This window comes from Rivibacter subsaxonicus (assembly GCF_004217215.1).
Taxonomy (GTDB): Bacteria; Pseudomonadota; Gammaproteobacteria; order Burkholderiales; family Burkholderiaceae_C; genus Rivibacter; species Rivibacter subsaxonicus.
In genome coordinates, this window is the sequence record NZ_SHKP01000004.1 from 61,346 (window position 1) to 77,245 (window position 15,900).

16 protein-coding genes are annotated in these 15,900 nt (G+C 70.3%); 3 read left to right on the plus strand and 13 right to left on the minus strand.

All coding sequences use genetic code 11. The features are described from left to right. Positions 1–5: 5 nt before the first annotated feature. From gspD to gspG, 9 genes are all read right to left on the minus strand, one after another. Positions 6–2,279 carry a type II secretion system secretin GspD gene (gspD, locus tag EV670_RS00310; protein ID WP_130429837.1) on the minus strand — a complete coding sequence of 758 codons (2,274 nt, stop codon included), beginning with the start codon at positions 2,277–2,279 and terminating at the stop codon, positions 6–8. A 2-nt stretch (positions 2,280–2,281) separates the two neighbouring features. Next, complete coding sequence (gspN, locus tag EV670_RS00315; protein ID WP_242616778.1) at positions 2,282–3,196, minus strand: type II secretion system protein N; 915 nt, start codon at positions 3,194–3,196, stop codon at positions 2,282–2,284. 11 nt (positions 3,197–3,207) lie between these two features. Beyond that, positions 3,208–3,708: a type II secretion system protein GspM gene (gspM, locus tag EV670_RS00320; RefSeq protein ID WP_130429838.1), complete on the minus strand. Its 501-nt coding sequence runs from the start codon at positions 3,706–3,708 to the stop codon at positions 3,208–3,210. After that, positions 3,705–5,006, minus strand: a complete 1,302-nt coding sequence (gspL, locus tag EV670_RS00325; RefSeq protein ID WP_130429839.1) for a type II secretion system protein GspL — start codon at positions 5,004–5,006, stop codon at positions 3,705–3,707. Before gspL ends, gspM begins: the two co-directional genes overlap by 4 nt. Before the next feature lie 120 nt (positions 5,007–5,126). Further along, positions 5,127–6,146, minus strand: coding sequence for a type II secretion system minor pseudopilin GspK (gene gspK, locus EV670_RS00330; protein ID WP_130429840.1), 1,020 nt, complete (start codon positions 6,144–6,146; stop codon positions 5,127–5,129). Beyond that, entirely contained in the window at positions 6,143–6,778 is a 636-nt protein-coding gene (locus tag EV670_RS00335; RefSeq protein WP_278044408.1) for a PulJ/GspJ family protein, read from the minus strand. Before EV670_RS00335 ends, gspK begins: the two co-directional genes overlap by 4 nt. Before the next feature lie 95 nt (positions 6,779–6,873). Next, positions 6,874–7,245, minus strand: a complete 372-nt coding sequence (gene gspI, locus EV670_RS00340) for a type II secretion system minor pseudopilin GspI (protein WP_130429842.1) — start codon at positions 7,243–7,245, stop codon at positions 6,874–6,876. Further along, on the minus strand, positions 7,242–7,745 hold the full coding sequence (locus EV670_RS00345; RefSeq protein ID WP_130429843.1) for a pilus assembly FimT family protein: 504 nt from the start codon (positions 7,743–7,745) through the stop codon (positions 7,242–7,244). Before EV670_RS00345 ends, gspI begins: the two co-directional genes overlap by 4 nt. 24 nt (positions 7,746–7,769) lie before the next feature. After that, a complete protein-coding gene (gene gspG, locus EV670_RS00350) occupies positions 7,770–8,204 on the minus strand; it encodes a type II secretion system major pseudopilin GspG (protein ID WP_165393189.1) in 435 nt (144 codons plus the stop codon). A 23-nt stretch (positions 8,205–8,227) separates the two neighbouring features. On the opposite strand from gspG, the gene EV670_RS00355 reads away from it, so the two are divergent. Next, complete coding sequence (locus EV670_RS00355; RefSeq protein WP_130429845.1) at positions 8,228–8,905, plus strand: hypothetical protein; 678 nt, start codon at positions 8,228–8,230, stop codon at positions 8,903–8,905. A 36-nt stretch (positions 8,906–8,941) separates the two neighbouring features. Here EV670_RS00355 and EV670_RS00360 read toward each other — a convergent pair whose 3' ends face one another. Continuing rightward, positions 8,942–10,000, minus strand: coding sequence for a nicotinate-nucleotide--dimethylbenzimidazole phosphoribosyltransferase (locus tag EV670_RS00360; RefSeq protein WP_130429846.1), 1,059 nt, complete (start codon positions 9,998–10,000; stop codon positions 8,942–8,944). 76 nt (positions 10,001–10,076) lie between these two features. Further along, positions 10,077–11,645: a threonine ammonia-lyase, biosynthetic gene (gene ilvA / locus EV670_RS00365; RefSeq protein ID WP_130429847.1), complete on the minus strand. Its 1,569-nt coding sequence runs from the start codon at positions 11,643–11,645 to the stop codon at positions 10,077–10,079. 301 nt (positions 11,646–11,946) lie between these two features. Here ilvA and EV670_RS00370 point away from each other — a divergent pair, with 301 nt between their 5' ends. Further along, positions 11,947–12,372: an OsmC family protein gene (locus EV670_RS00370; RefSeq protein ID WP_130429848.1), complete on the plus strand. Its 426-nt coding sequence runs from the start codon at positions 11,947–11,949 to the stop codon at positions 12,370–12,372. An 8-nt stretch (positions 12,373–12,380) separates the two neighbouring features. On the opposite strand, the gene coq7 is transcribed toward EV670_RS00370, so the two are convergent. Continuing rightward, positions 12,381–13,031, minus strand: a complete 651-nt coding sequence (coq7, locus tag EV670_RS00375) for a 2-polyprenyl-3-methyl-6-methoxy-1,4-benzoquinone monooxygenase (RefSeq protein ID WP_130429849.1) — start codon at positions 13,029–13,031, stop codon at positions 12,381–12,383. A 211-nt stretch (positions 13,032–13,242) separates the two neighbouring features. Between coq7 and EV670_RS00380 the strand changes: the two genes are divergently transcribed. Continuing rightward, complete coding sequence (locus EV670_RS00380) at positions 13,243–14,310, plus strand: porin (RefSeq protein ID WP_165393190.1); 1,068 nt, start codon at positions 13,243–13,245, stop codon at positions 14,308–14,310. A gap of 136 nt (positions 14,311–14,446) precedes the next feature. On the opposite strand, the gene glmU is transcribed toward EV670_RS00380, so the two are convergent. Beyond that, complete coding sequence (glmU, locus tag EV670_RS00385) at positions 14,447–15,850, minus strand: bifunctional UDP-N-acetylglucosamine diphosphorylase/glucosamine-1-phosphate N-acetyltransferase GlmU (protein WP_130429851.1); 1,404 nt, start codon at positions 15,848–15,850, stop codon at positions 14,447–14,449. Positions 15,851–15,900: the final 50 nt, after the last annotated feature.

Consider the following 15,900-nt stretch of genomic DNA (forward strand, 5'->3'; position numbering starts at 1 on the left):
CGGGTTCAGCGCTGCGGCTCGCTCGCCGCCGGCGCCGGTGCCTGCGGCACCGCAAAGCCGTCCGGCCACAGCGGCTGCTGCGGACTGGTGCCGGCGGGCGGGCGCGCCTCCGGCAGGACCGCGGATTCCTTGATCGGCATCAGGGGGCGCGACGGCGGCTGCAGGCCCCTCTGCTCGGCGCGGATCAGGTCGTAGCGGTCGAGCGACAGCTTGGTCGTCGACTCCTGGTCGCGCATCACGACCGGGCGCAGGAAGACCATCAGGTTGGTCTTGACGCGGCTGCGGTTGTTGGCTCGAAACAGGGCGCCGACCACGGGCAGGCTGCCGAGGTAGGGCAGGCGGTCCTCGCCGCCCTGGTAGGTGTCCTGCATCAGGCCGCCGAGCACGATGATGTTGCCGTCGTCGACCACCACGTTGGACTCGATGGCCCGCTTGTTGGTGATCAGGCCGGCGTTGGCGGGCGCGATGCCCTGTGACACGCGCTGGTCGACCACGTTCGAGACCTCCTGATAGATCTGTAGGCGCACGGTGCCGTTCTCGCCGATCTGCGGCTTCACGCGCAGCGTGATGCCGACGTCCTTGCGCTCGATCGTCTGGAACGGATTCACCGCGCCGCCGGCGGTGCCGGTGTTGGTGAAGGAGCCGGTCACGAAGGGCACGTTCTGGCCGATCGTGATGCGGGCCTCCTCGTTGTCGAGCGTCACCAGATTCGGCGTCGAGAGGATGTTGCCGTCGGCGTTGGTTTCCAGGAAGCGGGCCAGTGCCGAAAGCGCGTAGGTGCCACCGAAATCGCGGATCAGCGCCAGGTTCAAGCCCGCCGACGGCAGTGTGGCGGCGAGCGCGCTGCCGGTCGCGATGGCCGCGCTGAGGTTGAGCAGGTTGTTGCCGCCGGTGCCGAAGTTGGTGCCACCGGCCAGCCCGTATTTGTCGCCCTCCTTGCCGATCAGGCCCTGCCACTGGAAGCCGATGTCGGCCGCCTTGTTGGCGTTGACCTCGACGATCATGGTCTCGACGTAGACCTGCGCGCGGCGCGAATCGAGTTGCTCGATCACCGCCCGCAACTGGCGGTAGAGCGGCTCGGCGGCGGTGATGATCAGCGAGTTGGTGTTCGGGTCGGCCTGGATGAAGCCGCCGGTCTGGGCCTGGCCGGAGCCGGCCAGCGGCGAGGTGGCCTGGATCGAGGTGGCGCCCCCGGTACCGGCCGCGCCGCCGGCCGGCGTCGCGCCGGCGGCGGCGCCGAGTGCGCCGGCGAGCGGACTGGCGCCACCCGTCGTGCCGCCACCGGCGGCGCCGGTCGTGCCGCCGGAACCGCTGGCGAAGGCCGCGCGCAGCACCGGTGCCAGCTTGGCGGCATCGGCGTTCTTCAGGTAGACGACGTGGATGTTGCTGCCGGCGGCCCCGGTCACGCCCGGCTTGTCGAGCTTCTCGACCAGGCCCCTGACGATCGCCAGCCGGGCCGGGCTCGAGGCCTTGACCAGCAGCGAGTTGGTACGCGGATCGGCCAGCACCTGCAGTCCACCGGTGGCTGCGGCCGGCGCGCCACTGACCGGCGCGCCGTCGGCCAGTCGCGCGATCAGCGGTGCCAGGTCGGAGGCCACGCCATGCTGGATCGCGATCACCTCGAGGTCGGTGCTGGCCGGCACGTCGAGGCCGGCGATGATCTTGGCTAGGCGCTGCAGGTTGTCGGCGTAGTCGGTGATGACCAGCGAGTTGTTGCCGGGGTTGGCGTTGATCGTGTTGTTGGGCGTGATCAGCGGCCGCAGCACCGTGACCATGTTGTTCGCGCTCTCGTGCTGGAGGCGGAAGATCTGCGTGATGATCTGGTCGCCGCTGCGCGTGACCGAGCCGACCGAGACGGTGCCGGTCTGCAGCTTGGCCTCGGCCTCGGGCACCACCTTGAGCAGGCCGCCCGACTCGACCACCGCGAAACCCAGCCCGCGCAGCGCGGCGAGGAAGTTCAGGTAGGCCTCGCGCGGCGTCACCGCCTGCTCGCTGTAGAGCGTGATCTGGCCCTTGACCCGCGGATCGACGACGATCTGGCGCTCGAGGATGGCGCCGACCGCGCGCGCCACGCCGTCGATCTCGGCGTTGACGAAGTTCAGCGTCACCGGCTCGCGCGCCTGGGTGAGCCTGTCGCGTCCGGCCTGTGGCTGCGCCGGCACCGGTAGCGATGCCAGCGTCAGCGCTGCGGCCAGGCCGAGTGCGCTCAGGCGCTGCGATGCAGTCGCGGCGCGGGCCGAGAGGGACCGGGACGGGGCCCGTTGAGTGGGGCTTGGCATGCTCATCCGATCACGATGACAGAACGGGCACCGTCGCGCCGTCCGATGATGTTCAACAGGTTCTGCAACGGGGCCGGGTCGCCCTGCGCGCTGGCCTCGCCGCGAAAGCGGACTCCGCCGGCACCGATCTCGCCACTGCCCGAGAGCTGGAGTGCGCCGTCGGTGGTGCTCAACTCCAGCCGCGCGCGGCCGGCGTTGCCCGGGTCGCTGGCCAGGCTCAGGCGGTAGCTGCCGAGCCGGTCGAGGGTGCTGACGCGCGAGGATACGTCCAGCAGGTCGAGCGTGGCGCTGCCGTCGACGCGCCAGCGCCCCTTGGCGCCATGCAGCGCGATGCCGTCTGGCGATGACAGGCGCAGGGCGCCGCCCAGCTGCAGCGTGTTCCAGGGCGTGCCCAGCCCGGCCAGCCATTGGGCCGGCCACTGGCCGATCCAGCCCGGCGCGCCATGCAGCTTGACGCTGACGCGGCCGATGCCCGGTGTCACCGTCAGCAACGCGCGCTCGCTGATGCAGCAGTCCTGAGCGAGTTCGATCTTCAGCCCGTTCAGCGCGGGACGCAGCTTCCATTCGATCCGGCCGGGCAGGGCACGCGCGTCGCGGCTGCCCTCGCCGCCGGCCAGCACCGCCACCGCGCTGCCGTTCCAGATGCTGCCGCTGGCGTCGGCAAGAATCACCCGGCCGCCGGTGCCGCTGGCGACCGAGCTTGCCAGCCATGCCGCCGGCGCGAACAGCACCAGCGCCGCCAGTGCGCCGCACAGCGTGCCCCAGATCGCCCAGCGCCGCGAGGAGGTATCGGCGCGTTCCCAGCGCATCTCCTCCAGCGTCGACTCGTGCCACTCGGTGCTGCGGCCCAAGCGCGGCGCCCCGCGACTCGAGACCGTGGCCGAAGGGCGCAGCGACAGGGCAGCCAGGAGTGCCATCGTGGCTCCGATCAGGCGCGGCCGCCGAGCGCCAGCACCACGGTGCCGCTGTAGCCGGCTGGACCGCGCACGAGCGTGACCTCGACCGGGCGCGCGCGCGCGGCGCTGCGCACCTCGGCCAGCCAAGTGCCGAGCGCCGGGCCGGGAACGCTCTTGAGCTGGACGGTGGCGCGGTCGCCCTGCAGCGTGAGCCGGTTGTCGCTGCCCAGGCGCTCGGTGCTGGCGCGCAACGCGGCCTCGGCCTGCGCCGGACTGACCACCGGCTGCGCGCGCAGCTCGCGCGCCTCGCCGGCCAGGCGCTGCATATGCTGCAACTGGGCATCGAGGGCGTCGATCTGCGCCGGCGCAGTGCGCAGCGTGCGCCAGGCCGGCTGCACCGCGACCAGCCACAGCACGAAGGTGCCGACCACGCCGGCGGCCATCGCCACCCACAGCCGCTCGCGCGGCGCCAGCGCCCGCCAGCGCGCACGCAGCGGCGCCAGCTTTTGCCCGAGCTGTGCCTGCCAGCTCATGATCGCGGCCTCGCGCCAGCGGGAGCTCCGGCCGGGGCGCGCTGCAGCGTCAGCCGGCCGCCGTCGGCCTCGACGCGCCAGCCGGCCGGGGCCAGCGCGGCACGGAAACCATTGATCTGATCTTCGCTCCAGCCCGGCGTGGCCAGGGTCAGCTTGCCGGGTTCGTAGCTGAACTGGCCGACCGGCTGCGGTTGCGGCCAGGCGCTGGCAGCGGCCTGCAGCATCGGTTCGAGATCGCTGTCACCGGCGCGCCCCGCGCTGGCGCGCAAGGCATCGGTCTCGCGCTGCATCTGGACCGGCGCGTCGAGCACCGCGCGCACCTGCGGGTGCGCCGCCTGCAGCAGCGCGACCATCTGGGTCTGCTTGGCGGCCAGCGTCTTGCGCTGCTGCCACGCGGCGAGGTTGAGGCCGACGATCTGCACCACGACCAGCGTCGCCAGCCCCCAGCGCAGCGGTCGCCAGGCGCGGTCGCGGCTTACACGACGCCAGCCGTCGCGCAGGCGGGCCAGGCCGCGGTGCGCGGCGACCAGCGAGAACTGGCGGAGGTTCCACAGCGAACGCGTGGCCTGCAGCGCCTGCTCGGTGGCGCTCTGGATCTGGACCGGCGAGTCGGGACCGAACCATTGCCCGGCCGCGCTGGCCGCGGCCGGTGTGGCGCTGCAGCGCCAGTCGGGCGGCAGTGGCTGCGGCAGCAGTGCGCGCAAGCCACCCGAGCCCGCGCTCGCGCCGAGCGCACCCGGTGTCGGGCCGAGCGGCCAGTGGCCGACACCTTCGGGGTGGGCGTGGCTCAGCGTCAGCTGCAAGCGGCCGTCGGTTGCGAGACTCTCGTGCACGTGCAGCGTCGGCGGCGTGTCGGGCCACATCGACGGCGTCACGCGTTCGACCGCGCGTCCGCCCTGTTCGAGCCGGGCCAGGGCCTGCTGCAGCCAGTTGCGGTCGGTGGCGGCGACCCAGGTCGGCTCGCCCGGGCGGGCACCGGGCGCGAGCGCCAAGTGCAGGCCCTCGACATCGTCGATCACCATCTCCTCGAGCACGCCAGTCAACGCGGCGGCCATGCGCGCTGGCGAGGCCCTGGGGCAGTCGATGCGGTGCCAGCTGACGTCGGTCGGGGCCAGCACCGCGATCAGGCTTTCGGCGCGCGGCAGGGCGCTGGCGGCCCCACGGCCCTCTCGGGCAATGCTCAGTCGATCGTCCGACAGCACCCAGACGAACTCATCCGGCGCCGGCGCCGGGGTGGCGGCAGCGCTGCCCGCCGCCAGCCGGGGCCGCGGCGGGATCAGGACGACCAGGACGCTCATGAAGGGTGCGGAAAGTTCAGATGATTGTAGGTGGGGGACTTTTCGGTTCTTGTCGAATCAAGCACTTACAACCGCTTCTTGATGTGTCTTGGCAGCAACAGCTGGCCCCGGGCCGGTGCCTCAGCGACCCGCGGCAGCCTCCACCGCCGCGCGTCTCTCGACAGCAAAGGTCGATACGTCCATGTTGCGCCGCTGCACCCAGGCATGCTCCTCGACGACGCGGTCATCCAGGCGCAGCCGGCCACTGATCTCGAAGTGGCTCGAGGCGACGCCGACCCTCCGCTTGGTCAGCTCGGTGCCTTGTGGCAGCAGCCGGGCCGCGTCGTCGAGGCTCTTGAAGGGATCGCTCTGGCGGGCCGAGACCAGCCGGTCGGCACTGCCGAGGTCGAGGCCGTCGATGACGGCGGCGATCACTTCGCGCGGCGCGGTGTTCAGGTTGACCGGCGTCGGGATCGGCAACCAGGTCACGTAGGGGCCGAGCTTGTTCAGCGTGGCGGCATCCAGACCCAGCCAGCGCATCTGGTCGAGCCGGTCCGGCGGCAGCGGTGCGCCGGCTTCGCTGGTACCCATGTCGGTGACCTGGGCGCCCGTGGCGTCGCTGGCGCTTGGCGCCGGCGGCAGCGCGCGGCGCAGGTTGGCCGAGACCACGGCCGCCAGCTCGGTGTTGGCGCCGACGCTCTCGAGCAGCCGCGCCAGCACCTTGGCCTCGGCGGCGGCGGCCTCCTTGTCGGCCAGCACCATGTTGCGCAGGTTGTAGCGGGACTGGGCATCACTGATGCCGCCGGACAGGAAGGCCTCGACGCCGGCATCGGCGTCGGTGGCGGTGTTGTTGCGGTCGGCTGCCAGGAAGCTCGACAGCTTGGCCTCCGCCAGCGGCACCGCCCACGGCTCGCCCAGGTGGTCGACCGTGCTGCTGCTGCGCGCATCCTCGCGCAGGATCAGGCGCGCCCAGTCCATCGCCCCGACCAGGATCCAGTGGGCTTGCACCCGCGCGCGCTCAGCCGCCTCGACCTGCACTGCGCGCCATTGCTGCCAGACCATCGCGGCCGACAGCGTGGCGATCAGTGCCACGATCACCATCGCCGTCAGCAGCGCGGCACCGCGCTGCTGGCGATCGCGGATGAGCCCCGACTGACTCATGCCGGCCCCTGCGCCGTGCTCGGCTGCGGCGCCAACTGCACATCGCGGATGAGGGTGCCGGCAAAGCCGCTGCCTTCGCCCAGGCCGAGTTGCAGGCGCACACCGCCCGGCAACTGCTCGCGCGCGACGGCGGCACCGTCTTCGGCAACGTCACCGCTCGATTGCGCATTTGTCCAGCCGTTCTTGCGCCAGTAGTACAGCTGCCAGCCTTCGATACCCTGCAGCGCCTTCAGGTTGCCGGGCTCGTTGCCCAGTAGCTGCTGCGAGCTGAGCCAGGATTCCTGCAGATCCTGCACCGTGGTCGCCGCCGGGCCGCTCCAGCGCGTCCACGCGCCATCGCGCAGCGTCCAGACGACGACCTGTACGCCACCTGCGACGCGGCGGGTCAGGCGCAGCGACGCGCCGTCGAAGCGAAGCGGCACCACGCTGCCGGTGTCCTGGAGCTCTGCGAGGTCGGTCTCCCACTGGCCGATCACGGACTGCAGCCGCAGCTGCCGCTCGAGCCGTTCCTGGCTGGCGTCACGGGTGCGCACGATGCCGTCGACGCCGCGCCAGCTCAGCCCGGCCAGCAGCGCAAGTATGAACAGGGCGACCAGCAATTCGACCAGGGTGAAGCCACTCGACGCGGCCAGCCGCGCAAGTTGGCGTGGCGGGCCGGCGCCGAAGCTCCCTGCGCCGGCCGCGGCCCCCGGGGGGCGCCGCGAACAGGGCGAGCCCGGTGCCTTCATCAGTAGCGCCCGATGACCGTCGACACGCTCAGCACCGGATCGCCGTCGGCGGTCTCGATGCGGGCATCGACACGGCGGAAGTTCGGGTTGGGCGTGGCGTTGACGATCATGCGTCCGCGGTAGGGAGTGCCGAGCTGCTCGCAGGCGAACTCGCTCTCGCCGGTGCCCGGATACTGCCTGGCCAGCCGCAAGCCGACGAGCTGGTTGTCGGCGCACCATTGCGCCGCGCCGACGTCGACCAGGCGCGCGGCGTTGCCGCTCAGCGCCCCGGCCGCCTTGATGCCGGTGGCCAGCGTGATGGCGACCACGGCGAGCGCGACCAGCACCTCGATCAGCGTCAGGCCGCGCGGTCGGGCAGGCGGCTGCTTCATGGCGAGCCGGCAGCGTCGGCGCTGATCGAAAACGGCCCCAGTCCGTCGGTGCTGAGCACCAGTTGACGGTCGCCGAGCCGCAGCACGATGCGCTGGGCGCCGATCACCGGTTCGGGACCCAGGACCAGCGCCCGCGTCGACGCATAGCCGGCCGGCGTGTCGGCGTAGGCCTGCACCGCAAGCGGCTCGGCTTCGAGCCAGCCCGCGGGGCGCTTTTCGGGATCGGGCAGACCGACGAAGCGAAAGCCGAGCGCGGCGCCGGACCCGGCGTCGACCATTGGCACCCAGTGCACCGGCACGCCAAGTGCGCGCGACTCGGCGCGGGCCGACTCGAGCAGCGCCGCCAGCCGCGAGGCCTCGCGGTCGAGGCGTGCCGCGGCCGGGTCGCGCAGTGCGAGCACGGCGATGGTCGAGGCGATCGCGATCAGCGCGACCACCACCATCAGTTCGATGAGCGTGAAGCCGCGCGAGTCAGCTTGGGGCTTGCGGCGACGACTCATGCAGGGCGCGGGCCGGCCTCCGACTCACTGCCAGGAACCGACGTCGGCATCCTTGCCCTCGCCGCCGGCTTGGCCGTCGGCGCCGTAGCTGAAGACATCGACCTCGCCCTTGACGCCCGGATTCACATACATGTACGGCCGGCCCCAGGGATCGTTCGGCAGCTTTTCCAGGTAGGTCTTCCAGTTGCCCGGAATCGGTCCGCCGGTCGGCTTGGCGACCAGCGCCTGCAGGCCCTGCTCGCCGGTCGGGTAGCGCTGGTTGTCGAGCCGGTACAGCTTGAGCGCCTGCATCAGGTTGTTGACGTCGGTGCGGGCCGCGGTGACCCGGGCGTCGTCGGCGCGATCGAGCACGTTGGGCACGATCAGCGCAGCGAGCACGCCAATGATCACCAGCACGACCATCAGCTCGATCAGGGTGAAGCCGCGGCTGCGGCGGTCGGGGTGCGAGTTTTGGTTCATGGGCCGGATCATAATCAGCCCTCATGTTTGGTCATCGTCTCGCGCGCAGCGCTGCCTTTGTCGCTTGGGCCCTGGCCGCCGCCTGCGCGGTCTACTGGGGCCTGCGCGTGGGCGTCGGTCGCCCGGGCTTGCCGCCCGATGCGCAGCCGGTTTCCGCCAGCGGCGGGCTGCATGGCGATATCTCGCGCCTGCTCGGTGCCAGCCAGGTGGCACAGGCCGACGTGCCGGCGCCCCCCGGCCTCGCCAGCCGCTTCAAGCTGATCGGCGTGATGGCGCCGAAGACGAAAGCAACGACGCCGGCGGATCCCGCGCCGGGAATCGCGCTGATCTCGCTCGACGGCAAGCCGCCGCGAGCCTATAGGGTGGGCTCCCGCATCGACGGTGAGTTGCTGCTGCGCTCGGTGGCGCAACGCAGTGCGCAGGTTGGTGCGGCCGATGGCAGCGTGGCATTGACGCTCGAGTTGGCCCCGTTGCCGGCGCCCGCCACGGGCAGCCTGCCGAGCGCGGCCGCCGGGCTGGTGTCGGCCGCTGCCGGGCGCGAGCCGCCGCCGATCCAGCCTGCGCCGCCGGGTCTTGCGATGGCAGGTGTTCCGCCCGGCCAGATGGCGCCGGTACCGCCGCCGCCGACCTCCGAGACCGGCGTGCCCCCGGAGCAGGGCGGTCCGGCCAATCCGGGCGGCGATCCGAGTCTCAGGCGCTGAGTGTTGCCTGGTCCGGGTCGTGTGCCCGGACGGGTTTCATCGGGTCGAAGGACCGCTGTCGACCAGCGTCGATGCCGGCAGCGTCGGTCCCGGATCCTCGCCCTCGGCAACCTCGGTCAGCAGCGCCGCGCTGGCGTGCACCAGCGGCCAGGCCAGCGTAGCGCCGGTGCCGTCCATGCTTTCCAGTCCCAGTTCGAGCAGCGCGCTGGCGCCAAAGACGCCCATCGCGTTGTCGAGCCCCGCGTGGCCGTGGCTGCGGCAGAACACGCAGTAGTCGGTGACCGGTGCGGCGATGCGCGAAGCCACCAGCAGCGCTGCACAGGCGCCCATGCCGTCGACCATGATCAGGTGGCGCTTGCTCGCCGCCACCAGCATCGCACCCACCAGCATGCCGATCTCGTAGCCACCGAACGCCGCCAGCACCTCGACCGGGTCGCTCAGATCCTTGTGGCGGCCCTGCGCGCCCTGCAGCACGACCATGACCTGCGCCAGTTGGTCGGGGCTGAGTCCGCTGGTGCTGACCACCAGTTCGCGCAGCGGCACCTCGGTGAGGCGCGAGATCACCAGTGCCGCGCTTTCGTGCGAACCGACGCCGATGGCGGCGCAGGCCAGCACGTTGCCATGCAACCCGTCGGCGATCTCCATGCCGGCGCGGATCGCGGCATGCGCGTGCTCGGCGGTCATCGCCGGTGCCACGCGCGCGTTGCGGCTGCCGAATCCGATCTTGCGTTGCAGCAGGCTCGGGTTGGACGGCATGGTCTCCGACAGTCCGGCGTCGGCCACCGTCAGGCCCATGCCCTGGATGAACGAGAACACCGCCATCGGCAACCGGCCGCCCAGCAGGTGCGCGACCTGCTCGACGCTCGAGGGTCCGCGCAACGGCAGATCGACCGCGAGGCCGTGGTCGCCGGCGGTGACCAGCAACTGCGGTGACTTCAGCTTGGGCTTGAGGCTGTTCTGGATCAGGCCGAGCCGCACCGCCAGTGGCTCGAGTTCGCCCAGGCTGCCGGTCGTCTCGCTGCGGCGTTGCAGTTTCAGGCGCAACGCCTCCTCGAGTTTCGGATGGGCCGTGGGGGCGATCAGTGAGCGTTGCACGGGCGGTCGGGTCCTTTGAGACGCGGCATTGTGGGGCAGGGTGGGGCGCCGCGCTACCGGGCCGAGCACTGCATTTTCAGCGCAGGAACAGCCGGTACACGGGGTTCGTCGTTTCCTCGACGAAGGGGTAGTCGAGCTGCTCGAGAAAGGTCTTGAGCGCCTTGGCCTCGCCGCGCGGAACCTGCAGGCCGACCAGGATGCGGCCGTAGTCGGCGCCCTGGTTGCGGTAGTGGAACAGGCTGATGTTCCAGTCGGGGTGCATGCTGGAGAGGAACCTCATCAGCGCGCCCGGCCGCTCCGGAAAGATGAAGCGGTACAGGCGCTCATCCCTGGCCAGCTCCGATCGACCGCCCACCATGTGGCGGACATGGCTCTTGGCGAGTTCGTCGTGGGTGAGATCGACGGTGGCGAAGCCCTGCTTCTGGAAGCGAGCCGCGATCTGCGCCGACTCACCGGGCTTGCTGGTCGACAGGCCGACAAAGATCTGTGCGATCTTCGTATCGCTGATGCGGTAGTTGAACTCGGTGACCTGGCGGTTACCGGGGCCGATCAGTTCGCAGAAGCGCTTGAAGGAGCCGCGCTCCTCCGGGATCGTCACCGCGAACAGCGCCTCGCGCTCCTCGCCGACCTCGGCCCGCTCGGCGACGAAGCGCAGGCGGTCGAAGTTCATGTTGGCACCGCAGGTGATCGCGACGAAGGTCTGGCCGCTGCAAGCGTGGCGCGCCGCGTACTGCTTGATCGCCGCCACGCCCAGGGCGCCGGCCGGCTCGAGGATCGAGCGGGTGTCCTGGAACACGTCCTTGATCGCGGCGCAGACGGCGTCGGTGTCGACCACCTCGAAGTCGTCGACCAGCGCGCGCGTCAGCCTGAAGGTCTCCTCGCCCACCGTCTTGACCGCGGTGCCATCGGAGAACAGACCGACGTCGTGCAGCGTGACTCGGCGACCGGCCCTGACCGAGCGCACCATCGCGTCGGAGTCCACGGTCTGCACGCCGATCACCTTGATCTCGGGTCGCACCGCCTTGATGAAGGCCGCCACGCCCGAGATGAGGCCGCCGCCGCCGATGGCAACGAACACCGCATCGATCGGCCCCTGGTGCTGGCGCAGGATCTCCAGCGCCACCGTGCCCTGGCCCGCGATCACGTACGGATCGTCGAAGGGATGGACGAAGGTCAGGCCGCGCTCGCGTTCGAGTTCGAGTGCGTGAGCGTAGGCATCGGAGTAGCTGTCGCCGTGCAGCACGACCTCGCCGCCGAAGCTCTTGACCGCGTCGATCTTGAGCTTCGGCGTGGTGACCGGCATCACGATCACCGCCTGCGTGCCCAGGCGCTTGGCACTGAGTGCCACGCCTTGCGCGTGATTGCCGGCCGAGGCGCAGATCACGCCGCGCTTGAGCTGCTCCGGCGTGAGGTGCGCCATCTTGTTGTAGGCACCGCGCAGCTTGAAGCTGAAGACCTCCTGCTGGTCCTCGCGCTTGAGCAGCACCCGGTTGCCGATGCGACGCGAGAGCTGCGTTGCCGGCTCCAGCGGCGACTCGATCGCGACGTCGTAGACCTTGGCGGTCAGGATGCGCTGCAGGTAGCTCATCGCGAGCGCGTCGCGCTGGCCATTGCCACTCGTGCTGCGGCTCTTGCTGCGGGGCATCCAGTCTCCTCCTATGGTTGCTTGGCATGATAAACGGCGCCCCAGCCGCCCTCGCTGCGCCGCAGCACGCGAACCGGCATCTCGCGCGAAGCCCAAAGAAAAAGGGCCCGATGCCGTGAGGCATCGGGCCGAATCCACCAATGGAGGAGGTGGAGGAGACAAGCGGTGCGGATCACTTCCATCCGCGTGGGCAAAGTGTAGAACGTAGATTGGTGCAACGCAACAAGTTCGCTCGACAGCACGTCGAAACCGATTCGCCCCGGTGGGCACAATGCGCACCCATCGACCGTGGGAGTGATGAATGGAATGCACCGTGCGCTGGCAGCCCGAAGCCGGCATGGCCTTCAACGCCGAGACCGGCAGCGGCCACCTGCTCGCGATGGATGGCGCGCCCGATGGCGGCGGCCGAAACCTGGCGCCGCGGCCTATGGAGACCGTGCTGGCCGGCACCGGAGCCTGCGCCGCGTACGACGTGGTGCTGATCCTCAAGCGCGGCCGCCACGACGTGCGCGGCTGCGAGGTCAAGCTCAGCGCCGATCGGGCCGAAACCGATCCCAAGGTGTTCACCCGCATCCACATGCAGTTCGTCGTGCGCGGCAAAGGGCTGGCGCTGGCGGCCGTCGAGCGCGCGGTCCAGCTATCGCACGAGAAGTACTGTTCGGCCAGCGCGATGCTGGCCATGACCGCGGAGATGACGACCAGCGTCGAACTGGTCGAGGTCGGCTGACGCCCGGATCAGAGGTAGTGCGCGGTGGTGGTCATCACCTTGGCCGCGCCACGCATGACCCAGCGTGCCGGCGCCGGCAACGGTATCGCGCCGGCCCTCTCGGCATCGAGCGCGTGGCGCGCCTCGTCGTCGCGCATCGCGGTCACCACCGCGCGTGAGGCCCGATCGTCGCTCGGCAGGCGGTCCAGGTGCTCGTTCAGGTGCTGCTCGACCTGACGCTCGGTCTCGACCACGAAGCCCAGGCTCAGGCCGTCGCCGGCACGCCCGGCGAGCAGGCCGATGCCAAAGGCTCCGGCATACCAGAGCGGATTGAGCCAGCTGGTGCGGCCGCCGAGTTCGGCGATGCGCTTTTCGGTCCAGGCCAGATGATCGGTCTCGTCGCGCGAGGCGGCGTCGTAGTGGGCCTTGAGCGCCGGGTTGCGCGTCGCCAGGGCCTGCGCCTGGTAGAGCGCCTGGGCGCAGACCTCGCCGACATGGTTGACGCGCATCAGCGCCGCGGCCTGCGCGCGTTCGTGCGCAGGCAGTGCTCCATCGCCGTCGTCCTTGGCCGGCACCGGGTACGGACGTGCTGCCGAATGACTGCCGAACAGGGTGCGCAGCGCGTTGTCGGCCGCGGCGATCAAGTGATCGCTGGCGGAACGGGTCGAATGGGAACTCATGATTCTTGGGAGTGACAGATTTTTGACAGAGGGCGGCAGCCGCGGGCCAGTTGTGGACGGGCAACGAATGGGCCGATCTGTCGTGCGGATTCTCGTCCCCGACACAGTCAGGCGCTGCAATTAGGGTAACTTCCCGGATGGAAGTTGCGCCTTGCGTTGCGGATCCGCTCCGCTTCCCGTGTGCTCCGCTGTAACTCAGGAGATGAATTTCATGAAGAAGACCCTCATTGCGCTTGCCGCACTCGCCAGCGTCAGCGCTGTGTCGGCGCAGTCGTCCGTGACCCTCTACGGTCGCGTCGAAGCCAACGGCACCTACCAGAAGCCCGGCAGCAACGCCTCGGTTGCCGGTGGAGCGAACGGCGAAGCCGTCTACAAGCTCAACGACGGCTCCGTCAACGGCATCGGCGGCTCGCGCTGGGGCCTGCGCGGTACCGAGGACCTCGGCAGTGGCCTCAAGGCCTACTTCGTGCTGGAGTCGGGCTTCAACGTCGACAGCGGTAGTGCCGGCGACGCTGCGCGCACCTTCAACCGCCAAGCCTACGTGGCCCTCGGTTCGTCGTCGCTCGGCGACTTGCGCCTGGGTCGCCAGGACACCCTGACCCGCACCATCGACGTGAACTTCATCGATGACACCGGCGAAGGTGAACTGTCGGTCGCCGAAAGCGTGGCGACCATTGCCGGCGGCACCCGCGCCAACCGGCCGCTGTTCCAGAACTTCGGCTCGCGTGTCGACAATGCCGTGACCTACACGTCGCCGAGCTTCGGTGGCTTCTACGTCACCGGCCTGGTTGCTGCCGGCGAGGGCACGACCGCTCGCCAGCAAGGCGGCCTGATCGGCTGGAAGTCCGGTCCGTTCAGCGTCGCTGCGACCTACGAGGAGTACACGGGCCTCGGCTTCGGCGCGTACAACAAGACCTTCACGGTCGGCGGCAACTGGAACTTCGGCCTTGCCGCGATCTACGCCGGCTACCAGGACACGAGCGATCTGGGTACCAACGTGGGTCCGTCGCTCGTCGGCGGCCAGCGCTACGACCACGAAGGCTACAGCGTCGGCCTGCTGGTCCCGGTTGGCGCCTGGCAGTTCCGCGGGCAGTACACGGCGTCGACGGTCTCGCCCGTCAGTGGCGATCTCGACCAGAGCAAGTGGGGCCTGTCGGCCCGCTACGCGCTGTCCAAGCGCACGACCATGTACGGCGTGTTCACGCAGCGCGATGGTGATCGCGACGACCTCTTCGTTCGTCAACAGGAAGCCGCCATCGGCATCGCGCACGTCTTCTGATCGACCCAGACGAGCGCTGTCGCAAAGAACGCCCCCTCGGGGGCGTTTTTCTTTGCCCGCACGAAACCAGCGGCCAGCGCCCGCGGCATGCCCACGCATGCCCGACGTCGGGCCGGTGCCTCGTGCCGAGCGCGGCCTACCTGGCCTTGGGCTGCTTGACCGGTCGCTGCCAGCCCGGCAGCGTCACCTGCTTCGCGCGTGCCACGGTGAGCTGCCCGGCCGGCGCATCCTTGCCGATCGTGCTGCCGCCGCCGATGGTGGCGCCGTCGCCGAGGGTGACCGGCGCCACCAGCACGCAGTTGCTGCCCACGTGCACGTCGTCGCCGATCACGGTGCGGTGCTTGTTGGCGCCGTCGTAGTTGGCGGTGATGCTGCCGGCACCAATATTCACGCGGGCGCCGACGCTGGCGTCGCCCAGATAGGCCAGGTGGTTGGCCTTGGCGTCAACGCCGAGCGTGCTGTTCTTGACCTCGACGAAGTTGCCGATGTGCACGCCGGCGCCGAGCTGCGCGCCGGGCCGCAGCCGCGCGTAGGGGCCGACCAGCGCGCCGGCGCCAACCACCACGCCGAGTTGCTCGCCGTCGATATGGGTGAAGGGGTGGATCACCGCATCGGCCTCGATCTTGGCGTTGCGGATGCAGCAGTGGGCGCCGATGCGCACGTTGTCGCCGAGCGAGACATCGCCCTCGAACAGGCAGCCGATGTCGATCTCGACGTCGCTGCCCGTCTGCAGCGTGCCGCGCAGATCGAAGCGAGCCGGGTCTGCAAGTCGCACGCCGGCCTCCATCAGCGTCTCGGCCTGGGTCCGCTGGAAGCGACGCTCGAGCTCGGCCAGCTGAAGCGGGCTGTTGACGCCGAGCACCTCGGTTTCGGTGGCCGGTTGTGCGGCGACCACTGGCATGCCGTCGGCTACCGCGAAGCCGACCACGTCGGTCAGGTAGTACTCGCGCTGGGCGTTGTCGTTCTTCAGTCGCGCCAGCGCCTGCCGCAGCCAGGCGGTCGGCGCGGCCATGACACCGGTGTAGACCTCGTCGATCGCGCGCTGTTCCTCGCTGGCATCCTTGTGCTCGACGATGCGCAGCACGCGCGTGGCATCCATCGGATCGCGCACGATGCGGCCGTAGCCGCCGGCGTCGAGCAGCTCGATCGTCAGCAGCGCGAGTCGGGTGCCGCCGCAGGCCTCGACCAGCGCGCGCGCGGTGGCGGCCTCGATCAGCGGCACGTCGCCGTTGAGGATCAGCGTGGTGCCGGTCTCGCCCAGTTCCGGCAGCGCCTGCTGCACCGCGTGACCGGTGCCGAGCTGCGGCTCCTGGCGCACGAAGGCCAGCGCGGCGTCGGCGCCGAAGGCAGCGCGCATCGATTGCTCGACGGCGTCGGCGCCATGACCGGTGATCGTGATCAGCTTGCGAGCCCCGAGCGAAGCGGCGGTTGCCAGCACGTGCTGCAATAGGGGTCGGCCGGCCAGCGTGTGCAGCACCTTGGGCCGGGAAGACTTCATGCGGGTGCCCTTGCCGGCGGCCATGATCACGATGTCGAGCATTGCGGAACTGTCCTCTCAAGTAAGCGAAGGGCCGCTCCCGAGCGTCTTGC